This window comes from Pseudomonas sp. CFSAN084952 (assembly GCF_009648855.1).
GTDB classification, from domain to species: domain Bacteria; phylum Pseudomonadota; class Gammaproteobacteria; order Pseudomonadales; family Pseudomonadaceae; genus Aquipseudomonas; species Aquipseudomonas paracarnis.
The window spans coordinates 5,450,229-5,466,696 of record NZ_CP045767.1; the positions used below are offsets into that span (position 1 = coordinate 5,450,229).

The window sequence follows — 16,468 nt, forward strand, 5'->3', positions numbered from 1 at the left end:
CCTGGAGCCTTATGCCACGCTGCTTTTGGTGTTCTGAAGATCCGCTGTACATGGCTTATCACGATCAAGAGTGGGGAACGCCGCTGCGCGATGCGCAGGGTTTGTTCGAGTTGCTTTTGCTCGAAGGGTTCCAGGCAGGCCTGTCCTGGATCACCGTTTTACGCAAACGCGAGCATTATCGAAAGGTGTTGTTCGGCTTTGACGCGCAGCGTCTGGCGCAATTGAGCGATGACGAAATCGAGGTGCTGATGCAGGACCCGGGCATCGTGCGCAATCGCTTGAAGCTCAACGCTACCCGGCGCAACGCCGCGGCCTGGCTGGCGCTGGAAGATCCCGTGGGGTTGCTGTGGTCGTTTGTCGGCGGCAAACCCAAGGTCAATCACTTCAAGGATCGCAGCGACGTCCCGGCGATCACGCCCGAAGCCCAAGCCATGAGCAAAGCCTTGAAAAAGGCCGGCTTCACCTTCGTCGGGCCGACCATCTGCTACGCCTTCATGCAGGCCTCGGGCATGGTCATGGACCACACCCAGGACTGCGACCGTTACGCGGACTTGGCCAACGCCGGTTAGAATGCCGGCTTTGCGCACCACACACGATCAGGAGTGACCTGTGGAAAAGTTTAAAGGCGCCTTGCTGGTAGGCGCTCTTCGGTTGTTTGCCCTGCTGCCCTGGCGCGCCGTACAAGCCGTCGGCACGGGGATCGGCTGGATCATGTGGAAAACCCCCAACCGTTCCCGCGATACCGTGCGGATCAACCTCTCCAAATGCTTCCCGGACATGGACCCTGCAGAACGCGAGCGCCTGGTGGGCCGCAGCCTGATGGACATCGGCAAGTCCCTCACCGAAAGCGCCTGCGCGTGGATCTGGCCGGCGCAGCGCTCCATCGACCTGGTCCGCGAAGTCGAGGGCTTGGAAGTGCTGCACGAGGCCCTGGCTTCTGGCAAAGGCGTGGTGGGCATCACCAGCCACCTGGGCAACTGGGAAGTGTTGAACCACTTCTATTGCAGCCAGTGCAAACCGATCATTTTCTATCGCCCGCCCAAGCTCAAGGCGGTGGACGAACTGCTGCGCAAACAACGCGTGCAGCTGGGCAACCGCGTGGCGGCCTCCACCAAGGAAGGCATTCTCAGTGTGATCAAGGAAGTGCGCAAAGGCGGCCAGGTGGGCATTCCTGCCGACCCGGAGCCGGCTGAGTCCGCCGGGATCTTCGTACCGTTTTTTGCCACCCAGGCGCTTACCAGCAAGTTCGTGCCGAACATGCTCGCGGGCCACAAGGCGGTGGGTGTGTTCCTGCATGCCCTGCGGCTGCCGGACGGCTCGGGCTACAAGGTGATCCTGGAAGCGGCGCCGGAGGACATGTACAGCACCGACACCGCGACGTCCTGTGCGGCGATGAGCAAGGTAGTTGAGCGCTATGTAGGCGCTTACCCAAGCCAGTACATGTGGAGCATGAAGCGCTTCAAGAAACGCCCGCCGGGTGAGGCGCGGTGGTATTGATACACCGCTGACCTCCAGCCCAGTGGAGATCAAATGTGGGAGCTGGCTTGCCTGCGATAGCATCACCTCGGAGTGCCTGATATACCGAGGTGTCTGCATCGCAGGCAAGCCAGCTCCAACAGGTGATCACCTCAGGGTTGGCGATCAAGTTTCTTCAGGAACACCGTCATTTCTTTTTCGGCCTGTTTGTCGCCATGGGCCTGGGCGGCTTCGATGCCCTTCTCCCATGCCAGGTGTGCTGCCGCGCGATCTTCCAATCCCAGCCGCGCCTTGCCCAACAACTTCCACGCCGCCGAATACTTCGGATCGAACTCGACGCATCGCTGCAAATGCTCGGCCGCCGTTGCGTTGTCCTTCAGGTCCAGATAACCCTTGCCCAGGCCAAAGCGCAGCAATGAATTATCCACACCCTTGGCGAGCATTTTTTCCAGGGATTCGAGCATGGCGGTGCATCCTTTAGCTACATAGCGGTTTCGATATCGTCATCGCGGGCAAGCCCGCTCCCACACTTGGAACGCGATCACATGTGGGAGCGGGCTTGCCGCGATGGCGGCGGCAGGCTCACTCAAATTTTTAATCAGAAAAAGCTCAACCCCACGTGGAACAGCTTCTCCACATCGCGGATATGTTTCTTGTCCACAAGGAACAAAATCACGTGGTCTCCGGTGGCGATCACCGTGTCGTCGTGGGCAATGATCACTTCTTCATCGCGAATGATCGCGCCAATGGTGGTACCGGGCGGCAGGCCGATATCGCGGATCGCCTTGCCAATCACTTTGCTGGACTTGGAGTCACCGTGGGCAATCGCCTCGATGGCTTCCGCTGCGCCACGGCGCAACGAGTGCACGCTGACAATGTCGCCACGCCGTACGTGGGCGAGCAAGGTGCCAATGGTCGCCAACTGCGGGCTGATGGCAATGTCGATATCGCCGCCCTGGATCAGGTCGACATAGGCCGGGTTATTGATGATGGTCATCACCTTCTTCGCCCCCAGCCGCTTGGCCAGCAAGGACGACATGATATTGGCTTCATCATCGTTGGTCAGGGCCAGGAAGATATCGGCGTCGGCGATGTTCTCTTCCATCAGCAGGTCACGGTCCGAGGCGCTGCCTTGCAGTACGACAGTGCTGTCGAGGGTGTCGGACAAATGCCGGCACCGCGTCGGGCTCATCTCGATGATCTTCACCTGGTAGCGGCTTTCGATGGCTTCGGCCAAACGCTCGCCAATCTGCCCGCCGCCGGCGATGACGATGCGTTTGTAGCTTTCGTCGAGCCTGCGCATTTCGCTCATGACCGCACGAATGTTCGCCTTGGCGGCGATGAAAAACACTTCGTCGTCAGCCTCGATCACCGTATCGCCCTGGGGCAGGATCGGCCGGTCACGGCGGAAAATCGCGGCGACGCGGGTTTCCACATTCGGCATGTGCTCACGCAGCTGGCGCAATTGCTGGCCAACCAGCGGCCCGCCGTAATAGGCCTTCACGGCTACCAGTTGCGCTTTGCCTTCAGCGAAGTCGATAACCTGTAGCGCACCTGGAATTTCGATCAGGCGCTTGATGTAGTGGGTCACCACCTGTTCCGGGCTGATCAGGACGTCTACCGGGATGGCGTCGTTGTCGAACAGCCCGGCGCGGGTCAGGTAAGCCGCTTCGCGCACCCGAGCGATCTTGGTCGGGGTGTGGAACAGGGTGTGGGCGACCTGGCAGGCGACCATGTTGGTCTCGTCGCTGTTGGTCACAGCCACCAGCATGTCGGCATCGTCGGCACCGGCCTGGCGCAGCACCGTCGGAAACGACGCGCGGCCTTGCACCGTACGAATGTCCAGGCGGTCGCCCAGGTTGCGCAAGCGCTCGGCATCGGTGTCGACCACTGTAATGTCGTTGGCTTCACCGGCCAAATGTTCGGCCAGCGTGCCACCCACCTGCCCTGCTCCAAGGATGATGATTTTCATCCGGTCACTCCCTTAAAACCATTCAGCCGCGCGCGGCGGCAATCTTGATCAGTTTGGCGTAGTAGAAGCCATCGTGCCCGCCTTCCTGCGCGAGCAGTTGGCGGCCGTGGGGCTGCTTGATGCCGGCGCTGGTGGCAAGGTCCAGTTCGCGCGCGCCGCTGGTGCGGGCGAGGAAGGCTTGGATGACCTCGGTATTTTCGGTGGGCAGCGTGGAGCAGGTGGCGTAAAGCAGGATGCCGCCGACTTCCAGAGTCGGCCACAGCGCGTCGAGCAGTTCGCCTTGCAACACCGCCAGGGCGGCGATGTCGTCGGGCTGGCGGGTCAGCTTGATGTCCGGATGACGGCGGATCACGCCGGTGGCGGAGCAAGGAGCGTCCAGCAGGATGCGCTGGAATGGCTTGCCGTCCCACCACGTCGCGGTGTCGCGGCCGTCGGCGGCGATCAGGTCGGCGTTGAGGCCCAGGCGTGCAAGGTTTTCCCGCACACGCACCAGGCGCTTGGCCTCAAGGTCCACAGCCACCACACCGGCCAGGTCTTTTTCAACCTCAAGGATGTGACACGTCTTACCGCCTGGCGCGCAGCAGGCGTCGAGTACGCGCTGGCCTGGGGCCAAATCGAGCAGATCGGCAGCCAATTGCGCGGCCTCGTCCTGCACGCTGATCCAGCCTTCGGCAAAGCCCGGCAGGCTGCGTACATCGGCGGCGACTTCCAGCACGATACCGTCCGTGCTGTACACGCACGGGGTGGCGTTGATGGCCGCGTCGGCTAGTAATTGCAGGTATGCATCCCGGCTGTGGTGGCGACGGTTGACCCGCAGGATCATCGGCGGGTGCGCGTTGTTGGCCGCGCAGATAGCCTCCCATTGCTCGGGCCAAAAGGCCTTCAGGGATTTTTGCAGCCAGCGCGGGTGGGCGGTGCGCACCACCGGATCATGTTCCAGCTCGGCCAACAGCGTTTCGCTTTCACGCTGGGCGCGGCGCAGCACGGCATTGAGCAGCGCCTTGGCCCAGGGCTTTTTCAGCTTGTCGGCGCAACCGACGGTTTCACCGATAGCGGCGTGGGCCGGCACGCGGGTGTAGAGCAACTGGTAGAGACCCACCAGCAACAGCGCCTCGACATCCGCGTCCGCCGTTTTGAACGGTTTTTGCAGCAGCTTGGCGGCCAACGCAGACAACCGTGGCTGCCAACGGGCGGTGCCAAAGGCCAGGTCCTGGGTAAACCCGCGGTCGCGGTCTTCAACCTTATCCAACTGCGTCGGCAGAGAACTGTTCAGCGAAGCCTTGCCGTTGAGCACAGCGGCGAGAGCCTTGGCGGCGGCCAGACGTGGGTTCATTGATTGACAACTCCAAGCGTGGTGCCCAGGGTGAATTTCTCACGACGACTGTTGAACAAATCGCTGAAGTTCAGCGCCTTGCCGCCGGGCAATTGCAGACGCGTCAGGCACAGCGCCTGTTCACCGCAAGCCACCAACAGGCCGTCTTTGCTGGCGCCGATGATCTCACCGGGAGCGCCTGCGCCATCGGCCAGGGTCGCGGCCAACACTTTCAAGGCTTCGCCGTTCAGGGTGCTGTGGCAGATCGGCCATGGGTTGAAGGCACGTACCAGGCGCTCCAGTTCCACGGCTGGGCGGCTCCAGTCGATGCGCGCTTCGTCCTTGTTCAGCTTGTGGGCGTAGGTGGCCAGGCTGTCGTCTTGGATTTCACCTTGCAGGGTGCCGGCAGCCAGGCCAGCGATGGCCTGGATCACGGCGGGCGGCCCCAGCTCAGCCAGGCGGTCGTGCAGGCTGCCGCCGGTGTCTTGGGCGGTGATCGGTGTGGTGACTTTGAGCAGCATCGGCCCGGTATCCAGGCCGGCTTCCATGCGCATCACGGTCACGCCGCTCTCGCTGTCGCCTGCTTCAACGGCACGTTGAATCGGCGCCGCACCGCGCCAGCGGGGCAGCAGTGAAGCATGACTGTTGATGCAACCCAGGCGCGGTATATCCAGCACAGCCTGAGGCAGGATCAAACCGTAAGCCACCACCACCAGCAGGTCCGGCTTCAGCGCGGCCAGTTCGGCCTGGGCGTCGGCGTTACGCAGGGTCGGCGGTTGCAGCACCGGAATGTTGTGCTCCAGTGCTAATTGCTTGACTGGGCTCGGCATCAGTTTTTGCCCGCGACCGGCCGGGCGATCCGGCTGGGTGTACACCGCGACGATGTCATAAGGGCTGGCAAGCAGCGCCTTGAGGTGTTCGGCGGCAAATTCAGGAGTGCCGGCAAAAACAATGCGCAATGGCTCGGTCATGGGAGTTCTCGGTTAAAAACAGTCACAAAAGAAAAAGGCTTGCCGCAGCAAGCCTTTGGAAGAAGGGCATCAAGCTTGCTGGCGATGCTTTTTTTCCAGCTTTTTCTTGATCCTGTCCCGCTTGAGCGTGGACAGGTAATCGACAAACAGTTTGCCGTTGAGGTGGTCGCATTCATGCTGGATGCACACCGCCAACAGACCTTCGGCAATCAGCTCAAACGGCTTGCCGTCACGGTCCAGCGCCTTGATCTTCACGCGCAGCGGGCGTTCAACGTTTTCGTAGAACTCCGGCACCGACAGGCAGCCTTCCTGGTATTCGCCCATCTCTTCGGTCAGCGGTTCGAACTCAGGGTTGATGTACACCCGAGGTTCGCTGCGATCTTCCGACAGGTCCATGACCACGACACGCAGGTGCACGTTGACCTGGGTAGCGGCGAGGCCGATGCCCGGGGCTTCATACATTGTTTCAAACATGTCATCGACCAACTGACGAACCTTGTCGTCCACTACGGCCACCGGCTTGGCGATCGTGCGCAGGCGCGAGTCGGGAAATTCGAGGATGTTCAAAATAGCCATAAGCGTAATTGCTGCACATGTGAGGAAGAGACAAATCGGCGGTGGGATGGACCCATACGGCCGGTGTGAAACGCTCGGAAGCCGCGAAGGCTATGGCATTTCACGCGAACGCACATAATAAAGGAGATTCACCCCATGAGGAAATCGCTACTCGTCTTGCTGCTGTGGGCCCCGTTCGCCACGGCATTGATTGTGCAACCCACTGAGCGTCTGGATCAGGCCGCGCAACAGGCCATCCAGCATTTTTTACTGCACAACCGTATTTTTGAATCCCCCCACGACCTGGACAACGCGCCTTATATTGTTGCGGCTCAAGGCGGGCGCGTGCTGGGTGCCAACGACGAGCGTGTGCATGCGCGCGGGCATCTGGACCCGGCCCAGCCCAGCTACGGGATCTTTCGGCGGGGCAAGGCCTACACCGACCCCGTTACCCAGGAATTACTCGGCATCAATGCCGACGACATCGGCACTGCGCGCTTTGTGCTTGCCGACAGCCTCACCACCTTGGCAGTGCAACGGGTGACCCAGGAAATTCGCCCGGGTGACCGTTTGTTGCGCGCCGAGCCTCCCGTTGCTTTGGCCAGCCTGGAACCCTGCAAACCCGCACCCTTGATTACAGGGCACATCATCGACATCCCCAAGGGCGTCACGCAGATTGGCGTGCTCGATGCTGTGACCCTGAACAAGGGCCGCCGCGATGGCCTGATGGAAGGCCAACTGCTCACGGTGATCAAGGCTGGCGCCACCGTGCGAGACGCCCTCACCGGTACGCCCACGCCGCTCCCGGATGAGCGAGCGGGCACCCTGCTGGTGTTTCGCACCTACGAAAAGCTCAGCTATGCCCTGGTGCTCAGTGCTTCAAGGTCGTTGGCCGTGCAAGACCGTTTCGAGACGGCTCAACAAGCGCAATAAATAGCCTGCTAAATAAGTTACCAACAGAGTTATCCACAGCTTGTTCCGGTCAAGGATGATCATATGAATCCGATAAACAGTAGCGATATTTCCCCGGCAGAGCTGGAAGCCCGGCTACGCTTGCACAGGCTGCCAGAACTGGGGCCCAAGCGTTTTCACGTGTTGATCGAAGCCTTTGGTTGCGCTTCCAAGGCTCTGAGTGCTCCCGCCAGCGCCTGGCGTTCCCTCGGTTTGCCCGCCATCAGTGCCGAGGCCCGACGTAGCCCCAAAGTCCGTGACGGTGCCAGTGAGGCGTTAGCCTGGCTGGCGCACCCGGCCCAGCATTTGCTGATGTGGGACCAACCAGAGTACCCGGCGTTGCTCGCGCAGATCGACGATGCGCCGCCGTTGTTATTCGTGGCGGGCGACCCCGGTATTCTGGAAAAACCACAGTTGGCCATGGTCGGAAGCCGGCGTGCCTCTCGCCCAGGCATGGACACGGCAGCGGCCTTTTCCCGCAGCCTGGCGAGCGCCGGTTTTGTCATCACCAGTGGGCTGGCGGTGGGCATTGACGGCGCGGCGCACCAGGCGGCATTGGACGTGGGCGGCCATACCATCGGCGTGCTTGGCACTGGCCTGGAAAATTTTTATCCACAGCGCCATCGCAAGCTTGCTGCGGCGATGATCGCCCAAGGCAGCGCCGTGGTTTCCGAGTTTCCGCTGGATACCGCGCCCCAGGCCGGTAATTTCCCACGGCGCAACCGGATTATCAGCGGGTTGTCGTTAGGCGTGCTGGTGGTGGAGGCCAGTATGTCCAGCGGCTCGCTGATCACCGCACGCCTGGCGGCGGAGCAAGGGCGTGAGGTGTACGCGATTCCGGGTTCCATCCACCACCCCGCCGCCAAGGGCTGTCATCAACTGATCCGTGATGGCGCGGTGCTGGTGGAAACCATCGAGCACATTCTTGAAGGCCTGCGCGGTTGGCAGCGGTTGCCCCCTGCTGCGCCGGTGCCCGTGACCCATCCGCTGGTGGCGCTGCTGCACGCGGCACCGCATAGCAGCGAAGCCTTGGCGATTGCCAGCGGCCGGCCGTTGTCCCAAGTGCTGGCCACCCTGACGGAGCTGGAGTTGGAGGGCCAGGTGATTTGCGAAAGCGGGCGCTGGCTGGCGCGGTGTCGGCTTTTGTAGTGGACGTTTTTGGCGCTAGGTTTTGTAACGAAGATCGGTAAACTGCCCAGAGCTTTAGTCCGGAGAGTAAACAATGGTCAACAGGTGGCGTGTGCTGGAAGCCGCACGGGAAATTCGCGCAGGCGCGGTGATCGCCTATCCGACCGAAGCGGTCTGGGGCCTGGGCTGCGACCCGTGGAACGAAGAAGCAGTGGATCGGCTGCTGGCGATCAAGAACCGCTCGGTCGACAAAGGCCTGATCCTGGTGGCGGACAATATTCGTCAGTTCGACTTTCTGTTTGAAGATTTCCCGGACACATGGATCGAACGCATGGCCAGCACCTGGCCAGGGCCGAATACGTGGCTGGTGCCCCATCAAGACTTGCTGCCCGAATGGGTCACGGGTGTGCATGACACCGTAGCGCTGCGGGTCAGTGATCATCCGTTGGTGAGAGATTTGTGCGCCGAGGTCGGCCCGTTGATTTCCACCTCGGCCAACCCACAGGGCCGCCCGGCAGCCCGCACGCGGATTCGCGTGGAGCAGTATTTTCGCGGGCAAGTGGACCTGGTGTTGGGCGGCGCCTTGGGTGGGCGCAAGAACCCGAGCCTGATTCGGGACCTGGTGACGGGTGATGTGGTGCGCCCGTCCTGAGACCGAGGTGCAGCTCGTTCCCACGCTCTGCGTGGGAACGCCGCATTGGACGCTCTGCGTCCGCTTGTGACGCAGAGCGTCACGGTATGCATTCCCACGCAGAGCGTGGGTACGATCTTAAGGCAGCAGGATGGTCGATCCAGTCGTGCGCCGCCCCGACAACTCCGTCTGCGCTTTGGCCGCCTCTGCCAGCGAGTAGCGCTGGTTGATATCAATGCGCACCTTGCCACTTTTGATCATCGAAAACAGATCGTCCGCCATCGCCTGCAAGTTCGCCGGGTTGTTCGCGTAGGTCGCCAAAGTAGGCCGGGTCACGTACAGCGATCCTTTCGCCGACAGAATCCCCAGGTTCACCCCATCCACCGCACCCGACGCATTGCCGAAGCTCACCAACAAGCCCCGCGGCGACACGCTGTCGAGCGAGGTCAGCCAGGTGTCTTTGCCGACGCCGTCATATACCACCGGGCACTTCTTGCCGTCAGTCAATTCCAGTACGCGTTGTGCGACATCCTCCTTGCTGTAGTCGATGGTTTCCCAGGCGCCCAGCGATTTGGCCAAAGCGGCTTTTTCCGGGGAACTGACCGTACCAATCAACTTCACGCCCAGGGCCTTGGCCCATTGGCAGGCGAGGGAACCCACGCCACCGGCGGCGGCGTGGAACAAAATGGTTTCACCGCCTTTGAGCTCATAGGTCTGGCGCAATAGGTATTGCACGGTCAGGCCTTTGAGCATGGCACCGGCGGCCTGTTCAAAGCTGATCTCATCCGGTAGGTGCACCAGGTTGGCGGCAGGCAACACATGCAGCTCGCTGTAGGCACCCAGCGGACCGCTGCCGTAGGCCACGCGGTCGCCAACTTTGAATTGGCTGACTTCACTGCCCACCGCGTCCACCACGCCAGCGCCTTCCGCACCCAGGCCCGATGGCAGGGCGGGCGGCGCGTAGAGACCACTGCGGAAATAGGTGTCGATGAAGTTCAGGCCGATAGCTTCGTTGCGCACCCGAACCTGCTGTGGGCCAGGCTCCGCTGGCGTGTAGTCCACATATTCAAGTACTTCGGGGCCGCCATGGGCGCTGAACTGGATACGTTTGGCCATCTGCACTTCTCCTTGGGTTCGAATCTGCGTAGCCCCCTATCGGACTCCTAAGCTTGATCTTCGTCAACTGCTGCGCACCTAAGTGCAGTGGCATGTAGGCGCAGTGGTATCCTGTGCGCCCATTTGCCGCCGACGCCCCATGGGCCTCGCGTAGCTTTGCCCGATTCAAGGTGATGCCATGACTACCCGCACCGAGGCCGTTAAAGCCTACCTGCTTGACCTGCAAGACCGCATTTGCAGCGCCCTGGAAACCTTCGAGACGGACACTCGCTTTATCGAAGACGCCTGGACCCGGCCAGCCGGCGGTGGCGGTCGTACCCGTGTGATGGAAAACGGTTCGGTGATCGAAAAAGGCGGTGTCAACTTTTCCCACGTGTTCGGCAGCGGTCTGCCACCGTCTGCCAGTGCCCATCGCCCTGAACTGGCGGGCCGTGGGTTTGAGGCCCTGGGTGTGTCGCTGGTGATCCATCCGCATAACCCTCATGTACCGACTTCCCACGCCAATGTGCGGTTTTTCATCGCTGAAAAAGAAGGTGAAGAACCGGTGTGGTGGTTCGGTGGTGGCTTCGATCTCACCCCGTATTACGGCAATGAAGAAGACTGCATTCACTGGCACCGCGTGGCCGAGCAGGCCTGTGCACCGTTTGGCCCGGACGTGTACTCCCGCTACAAGGCCTGGTGTGACACCTACTTCCACATCAAGCACCGCAACGAGCCCCGTGGCATCGGTGGGCTGTTCTTCGATGACTTGAACGAGTGGGGCTTTGACACCTGCTTCGCCTTCATCCGCGCCATCGGCGATGCCTACATCGATGCCTATCTGCCGATTGTGCAGCGTCGCAAGGCCATGGCGTACACCGAGCAACAACGCCAGTTCCAGGAGTTCCGCCGGGGCCGCTACGTTGAGTTCAACCTGGTCTATGACCGTGGCACCCTGTTCGGCCTGCAATCGGGCGGGCGTACGGAGTCGATCCTGATGTCGCTGCCACCTCAGGTACGCTGGAGCTACGACTGGAAGGCCGAAGCCGGCAGCGAAGAGGCGCGCCTCACCGACTACTTCCTGCAAGACCGTGACTGGCTCGGCGTTGCCGCGCCCAAGGCGGCGGTGTGATGGACCGTTATGTGGTGTTCGGCAACCCCATCGGCCATAGCAAGTCGCCGCTGATTCATCGTCTGTTCGCCGCCCAGACCGGCGAGCAACTGGACTACAGCACGATGCTCGCGCCGTTGGAGGACTTCACCGCCTGTGCCCGTGAGTTTTTCCAACAGGGCCGTGGCGCCAACGTGACGGTGCCGTTCAAGGAAGAGGCCTATCGCTTGGCCAATACCCTGACCGAACGTGCCCAGCGCGCCGGCGCCGTGAACACCTTGAGCAAACTGGCTGACGGCACGTTGTTGGGCGACAACACCGACGGCGCGGGCCTGGTGCGCGACTTGACGGTCAATGCCGGGCTGAGCCTGCAAGGCAAACGCATCCTGTTGTTGGGCGCCGGTGGTGCGGTACGCGGTGCGCTGGAGCCGTTGCTGGCGCAGCAACCCTCGTCGTTGATCATTGCCAACCGCACCGTGGAAAAGGCCGAGCGGCTGGCTGAGCTGTTCGATGACCTGGGCCCGGTGTTTGCCAGTGGTTTCGATTGGTTGCGTGAGCCGGTGGATGTGATCATCAATGCCACGTCGGCCAGCCTGTCAGGCGATGTACCGCCGATTGCCGGCAGCCTGATCGAGCCGGGCAAGACCTTCTGCTACGACATGATGTACGCCAAGGAACCCACCGCATTCTGCCGCTGGGCGAGCGAGCAAGGCGCGGCGGTGGCGATGGATGGCCTGGGCATGCTGGTGGAGCAAGCGGCGGAAGCCTTCTTGCTGTGGCGCGGCGTGCGTCCGGATTCGGGCCCCGTACTGGCCGAACTGCGCCGGCAATTGGCCTGATCCCACACGCTGATGTGGGCACACTTAATGTGGGAGCTGGCTTGCCTGCGATAGCAATAGGTCAGTTACCCATGTGCTGGCTGATCCACCGCTATCGCAGGCAAGCCAGCTCCCACAGTTGATCGGGTTTAATCTTCGAAATGGAGGGGGCAGTTACCCGGCCCCTCCAGCTTCATCAATTCCTCGACCACCTGCGGCCTGGCCCCACGCAACGTCAAGCTACGGCCCAACCCCGCCAACCGCCGCGCCTCCTGGTGCAGCATCTCCACCCCGGAATAGTCGATAAAGTTGATCTGCTGCGCCTCGATCACCACCCGCTCACCCTGCAGACGTTGCAGGCGCACTTGCAGGTAATGGCTGGCGCCAAAAAAGATCGAGCCGCCCACCCGCAACACATCCGCTTCACCGTCGCGCCAGTGTTGCACCCGTGGCTGCGAGGTGCGCTTGAGATAGAAAAACAGCGACGCCAGTACCCCGGCATAGATCGCCGTTTGCAGCTCCAGCAACAAGGTGGCGACACAGGTCAGGCTCATCACCACAAATTCGGCGCGGCTGACCCGGAACAGCGCACGAATGCCGCGGTGGTCCACCAGGCCCCAGCAGATCAGCAGGATGCTCGCCGCCATGCTCGGGATCGGAATATGCGCAATCAACGTTGCGCCAAATAACGCGAATAACGCCACCCACAGGGCCGAAAAAACCCCCGCCAATGGCGAACAGGCACCCGCCTCATAACTGAGGCCCGAGCGGGTGAACGATCCGGCTGACAGGTATCCGGAAAAAAATCCGCCCACGATGTTGGATAAACCCTGGGCGCGTACTTCCTGGTTGGCGTCGAGCAGTTGTTGCGAGCGGGCGGACAGCGAACGGGCAATCGACAGGCTGGTCACCAACCCCAGCATTCCCACCGCCACGGCACTGGGCAGCAGGCGTAGTACCAGATCCAGATCCATCGGCAACGGGCTGAACGGCGGCAGTTTGCCAATAAACGAACTGACCCGTGCCACATGCCCGAACATCGCCGGCAACAGCCATGCCGCCAGGCTGCCCAACACCAAGGCGATCAACAATGTCGGCCAACGTGGCACCAGGTACTTGAGCAGCATACCTGCCAGCAATGTACCCAGCCCCAGGGCCAGGGACGCGTGGTCCCACTCGCCACGATGGTCGATCAGCGCCAGCAGGCCATTGATAGCCGTGGCCTGGCTCGGTAAATCCAAGCCGAGCAGGTTGGGCAATTGCCCCAAGGCGATCACTACGGCGGCACCCAGGGTGAAACCCAGCACCACCGAATGGGAGACAAAGTTCACCAACGCGCCGAAGCGCAGCAGGCCGAGCAACCATTGGAATACCCCGGCGAGGAAGGTCAGCAACAGTATGAGGGTGATGTAGTCCTGGGAGCCTGGCACGGCCAGTGGGCTGATGCTGGCGTAAAGCACGATGGAGATGGCGGCCGTGGGCCCGCAGATCAGGTGCCAGGACGAGCCCCACAGGCAGGCGATCAATACTGGGATGATGGCTGCGTAGAGCCCATATTCGGGTGGGAGACCGGCGATCAGTGCGTAGGCAATCGACTGCGGCAGCGCAAGCACAGCGCCGCTGAGGCCGACGATCGCGTCCCGGCCGACGCTGGCGCGGGTTTGGCGCGGCAGCCAGCGCAGGAAAGGCAAGAGTGTATGGCGGTTGGGCCGGGGCATCGCAGGCTCGGATAAAGGGTTTTGGCAAGAGTATCAATATGCATGGGTACCTGTGGGAGCTGGCTTGCCTGCGATGCTGGCGCCTCGGTGTGAGAGGCATACCGGGGTGATGCTATCGCAGGCAAGCCAGCTCCCACGGGGTCGCCGGCAAGCGTCAGAGTTGATCGTTCCCACGCTCTGCGTGGGAATGCTGCTCGGGACGCTCTGCGTCCGATTTTAACGTCAGAGTTTGGCTTTTACCGCCGGCAACGCCTCCTGGCCGTCCAGGGTTTTCACCCCCTCCAGCCACTGGTCCAGGACCGCCGGGTTGGCCTTGATCCACGTCTTCGCCGCCTGCGCATTGCTGACCTTGTTGTTCGCCACGTCAGCCATGATGCTGTTCTCCATGGCCTGGGTAAAACTCAGGTTGGTCAGCAGTTTGCCGACATTGGGGCACGCTTGTGCGTAACCCTTGCGAGTCAAGGTATAGACGCTGCCGGTGGCACCAAAGTACTGCTCGCCGCCCTTGAGGTAGCGCATTTTCAGTTGCACGTTCATCGGGTGCGGGGTCCAGCCGAGAAAGGTGATGAAACGCTGTTTCTTCACCGCTCGCGAGACCTCTGCGAGCATCGCCTGTTCGCTGGACTCGATCAGCTTCCACTGCCCCAGGTCGAAATCATTTTTCTTGATGATCTCCTGCAACGAGATATTGGCTGGTGCGCCGGAGCCGATGCCGTAGATCTTCTTGTCGAACTTGTCGGCAAATGTGTTCAGGTCGGCAAAGTCATGCACCCCGGCGTCCCACACATAGTCCGGCACGGCGAGGGTGAACTCGGTGCCCTCCAGGTTCTTCGCCATTTGCACCACATCACCGTTGGCCACGAACTTGTCGTAGAAGCCCTGCTGCGCCGGCATCCAGTTGCCGAGGAAGACATCCACCTGGCCGTCCTTGAGCCCGCCGAAGGTAATCGGCACCGCCAGGGTGTCGACCTTGGGTTGATAGCCCATGCCCGTCAGCAGGAAACTGGTGATAGCGTTGGTGGCGGCAATATCGCTCCAGCCTGGATCGGCCATCTTTACCGTTTCGCAGCGAGTGTCTGCGTACACCTGGGCGCTGCTGAGCACCACCAAACTCAGTACCACGGTCAACTTTTGCATGGCCTTCCCTCTGTCTACTTATTGGTTTTGGCAGGGTTGTGGAAAACGTGCTTTGCGCTCCAGGTCATCAAGGTCGATATGGTTGCGCATGTACTGCTGACTGGCGTCTACCAGTGGCTGGTGATCCCAGCTCTTGAGCTTGCCTTGGGTCAGCGCTTCAAACACCAGGCGGCGACGGCGTTGGCTGGCGAGCACCTGTTGATGGATCGCCGGGATGTCCCATTTAGCCCGCGCTTCACGCAAGAACGCCTCGAACAATGGCCGATGCTCAGCTGACTGGCTGAGGTTTTCCTGCTCGCTCGGGTCGTTATGCACATCGAACAATAGGCAAGGATCGTCCTCGCTGTAGATGAATTTGTAGGCGCCCCGGCGAATCATCATCAATGGGCTGACGGTGCCTTCAGCCATGTATTCGCCAAACACTTCGTCATGCCCGCCCTGCCCCTGCAAGTGCGCGACCAGCGAGCGGCCGTCCAGCGGCAAGTGCGGATCCAGTTCGCCTCCGGCCAATTCCACCAGGGTCGGCAACAGGTCGGCGGTCGACACGGCCTGGGTGACGCGGCCAGCGGCGAACTGCCCCGGCGCACTGATCAGCAGCGGCACGCGGGCGGCCATTTCAAACCAGTGCATTTTGTACCAGAGGCCGCGCTCGCCAAGCATGTCGCCGTGGTCGCCAGAGAAAATGATCAGGGTGTCGTCGGCCAGGCCGGTGTCTTCCAGGGTCTGCAGCAGCTTGCCGACGTTGCTGTCGATGTAGCTGCAGGCACCGAAGTAGGCGCGGCGGGCGTCGCGGATCTTATCCACAGGCAGCGGTTTGTCCCACAAGTCATAAACCTTGAGCAGCCGCTGGGAATGCGGGTCGAGATCGGCCTGGGGCGGCGTCGCGGGCATTGGGATCTCGGTGTCGGCGTAGAGGTCCCAGAACGGCTTGGGAATGGTGTAAGGGTCGTGGGGATGAGTCATCGACACGGTCAGGCAGAACGGCTGGTCGCCCGGCTCGCGGATGTGGTCGAACAGATATTGCTGGGCCTTGAACACCACCTCTTCGTCGAAATCCAGCTGGTTGGTGCGTACACACGGACCGGCTTGCAGCACCGAGGACATGTTGTGATACCAGGTAGGGCGTACGTCTGGCTCATCCCAGTTCACCGCCCAGCCGTAGTCGGCGGGGTAGATGTCGCTGGTCAGGCGTTCCTCATAGCCGTGCAACTGGTCGGGGCCGCAGAAGTGCATCTTGCCCGACAGTGCGGTGCGGTAGCCCAGGCGGCGCAAGTAGTGGGCATAGGTCGGCACGTCGGCGGGGAAATCGGCGGCGTTGTCGTAGGCGCCGATCTTGCTCGGCAACTGGCCGCTGACCAAGGTGAAGCGCGACGGTGCGCACAACGGGCTGTTGCAATAGGCGGCTTCGAACACCACGCCTTGTGCCGCCAGGCGGCTGAGGTTGGGCAGCTTGATCGGGGAAGGCCCGTAGAACGGCAGCATCGGCGCGGCCATCTGATCGGCCATGATGAAAAGAATGTTCTTGCGCTTCATGGTTTCTCGGCATTCCATAGGCAGTGTTTATGCCAATGAGCATGCGGGCCTTAAATTATG

General features: G+C 61.5%; 16 protein-coding genes. 7 read left to right on the plus strand and 9 right to left on the minus strand.

Going from position 1 to position 16,468, the window contains the following annotated elements:
* The first annotated feature begins 11 nt into the window (after positions 1-11).
* On the plus strand, positions 12-569 hold the full coding sequence (locus GH769_RS24875) for a DNA-3-methyladenine glycosylase I (RefSeq protein ID WP_032901531.1): 558 nt from the start codon (positions 12-14) through the stop codon (positions 567-569).
* A gap of 40 nt (positions 570-609) precedes the next feature.
* The gene (locus GH769_RS24880) at positions 610-1,497 is read left to right on the plus strand and encodes a lysophospholipid acyltransferase (protein ID WP_014716285.1); all 888 of its coding nucleotides are present in this window, start codon (positions 610-612) and stop codon (positions 1,495-1,497) included.
* 131 nt (positions 1,498-1,628) lie between these two features.
* Here GH769_RS24880 and GH769_RS24885 read toward each other — a convergent pair whose 3' ends face one another.
* From GH769_RS24885 to def, 5 genes are all read right to left on the minus strand, one after another.
* Positions 1,629-1,940, minus strand: coding sequence for a M48 family metallopeptidase (locus GH769_RS24885; RefSeq protein WP_032901533.1), 312 nt, complete (start codon positions 1,938-1,940; stop codon positions 1,629-1,631).
* 134 nt (positions 1,941-2,074) lie between these two features.
* A complete protein-coding gene (gene trkA / locus GH769_RS24890; RefSeq protein ID WP_014716287.1) occupies positions 2,075-3,448 on the minus strand; it encodes a Trk system potassium transporter TrkA in 1,374 nt (457 codons plus the stop codon).
* A gap of 22 nt (positions 3,449-3,470) precedes the next feature.
* Positions 3,471-4,781 (minus strand): 16S rRNA (cytosine(967)-C(5))-methyltransferase RsmB, encoded by a 1,311-nt coding sequence (rsmB, locus tag GH769_RS24895; protein WP_032901535.1) that lies wholly within the window; start codon positions 4,779-4,781, stop codon positions 3,471-3,473.
* Positions 4,778-5,731 carry a methionyl-tRNA formyltransferase gene (fmt, locus tag GH769_RS24900; protein WP_032901537.1) on the minus strand — a complete coding sequence of 318 codons (954 nt, stop codon included), beginning with the start codon at positions 5,729-5,731 and terminating at the stop codon, positions 4,778-4,780. Before fmt ends, rsmB begins: the two co-directional genes overlap by 4 nt.
* Before the next feature lie 69 nt (positions 5,732-5,800).
* The gene (gene def / locus GH769_RS24905) at positions 5,801-6,307 is read right to left on the minus strand and encodes a peptide deformylase (RefSeq protein ID WP_003187273.1); all 507 of its coding nucleotides are present in this window, start codon (positions 6,305-6,307) and stop codon (positions 5,801-5,803) included.
* Between the two features lie 135 nt (positions 6,308-6,442).
* On the opposite strand from def, the gene GH769_RS24910 reads away from it, so the two are divergent.
* From GH769_RS24910 to GH769_RS24920, 3 genes are all read left to right on the plus strand, one after another.
* Entirely contained in the window at positions 6,443-7,219 is a 777-nt protein-coding gene (locus tag GH769_RS24910; RefSeq protein ID WP_032901539.1) for a hypothetical protein, read from the plus strand.
* Positions 7,220-7,282: 63 nt separating this feature from the next.
* Positions 7,283-8,386: a DNA-processing protein DprA gene (dprA, locus tag GH769_RS24915; protein ID WP_032901541.1), complete on the plus strand. Its 1,104-nt coding sequence runs from the start codon at positions 7,283-7,285 to the stop codon at positions 8,384-8,386.
* Between the two features lie 73 nt (positions 8,387-8,459).
* On the plus strand, positions 8,460-9,017 hold the full coding sequence (locus GH769_RS24920) for an L-threonylcarbamoyladenylate synthase (RefSeq protein ID WP_014716292.1): 558 nt from the start codon (positions 8,460-8,462) through the stop codon (positions 9,015-9,017).
* A gap of 117 nt (positions 9,018-9,134) precedes the next feature.
* Here the strand turns inward: GH769_RS24920 and GH769_RS24925 are convergent, their stop codons facing one another.
* Entirely contained in the window at positions 9,135-10,112 is a 978-nt protein-coding gene (locus GH769_RS24925) for a quinone oxidoreductase (protein ID WP_014716293.1), read from the minus strand.
* 178 nt (positions 10,113-10,290) lie between these two features.
* Here GH769_RS24925 and hemF point away from each other — a divergent pair, with 178 nt between their 5' ends.
* Positions 10,291-11,223 (plus strand): oxygen-dependent coproporphyrinogen oxidase, encoded by a 933-nt coding sequence (gene hemF / locus GH769_RS24930; RefSeq protein ID WP_014716294.1) that lies wholly within the window; start codon positions 10,291-10,293, stop codon positions 11,221-11,223.
* Positions 11,223-12,041 carry a shikimate dehydrogenase gene (gene aroE, locus GH769_RS24935; protein ID WP_032901543.1) on the plus strand — a complete coding sequence of 273 codons (819 nt, stop codon included), beginning with the start codon at positions 11,223-11,225 and terminating at the stop codon, positions 12,039-12,041. The genes hemF and aroE overlap by 1 nt, the downstream gene beginning before the upstream one ends.
* Positions 12,042-12,169: 128 nt before the next feature.
* Here the strand turns inward: aroE and GH769_RS24940 are convergent, their stop codons facing one another.
* The 3 genes from GH769_RS24940 to betC form a co-directional block, all read right to left on the minus strand.
* A complete protein-coding gene (locus GH769_RS24940; protein ID WP_032901544.1) occupies positions 12,170-13,738 on the minus strand; it encodes a SulP family inorganic anion transporter in 1,569 nt (522 codons plus the stop codon).
* Positions 13,739-13,960: 222 nt separating this feature from the next.
* Positions 13,961-14,875 (minus strand): choline ABC transporter substrate-binding protein, encoded by a 915-nt coding sequence (gene choX / locus GH769_RS24945; RefSeq protein ID WP_032901545.1) that lies wholly within the window; start codon positions 14,873-14,875, stop codon positions 13,961-13,963.
* Between the two features lie 18 nt (positions 14,876-14,893).
* Entirely contained in the window at positions 14,894-16,408 is a 1,515-nt protein-coding gene (gene betC, locus GH769_RS24950) for a choline-sulfatase (RefSeq protein ID WP_032901546.1), read from the minus strand.
* Positions 16,409-16,468: the final 60 nt, after the last annotated feature.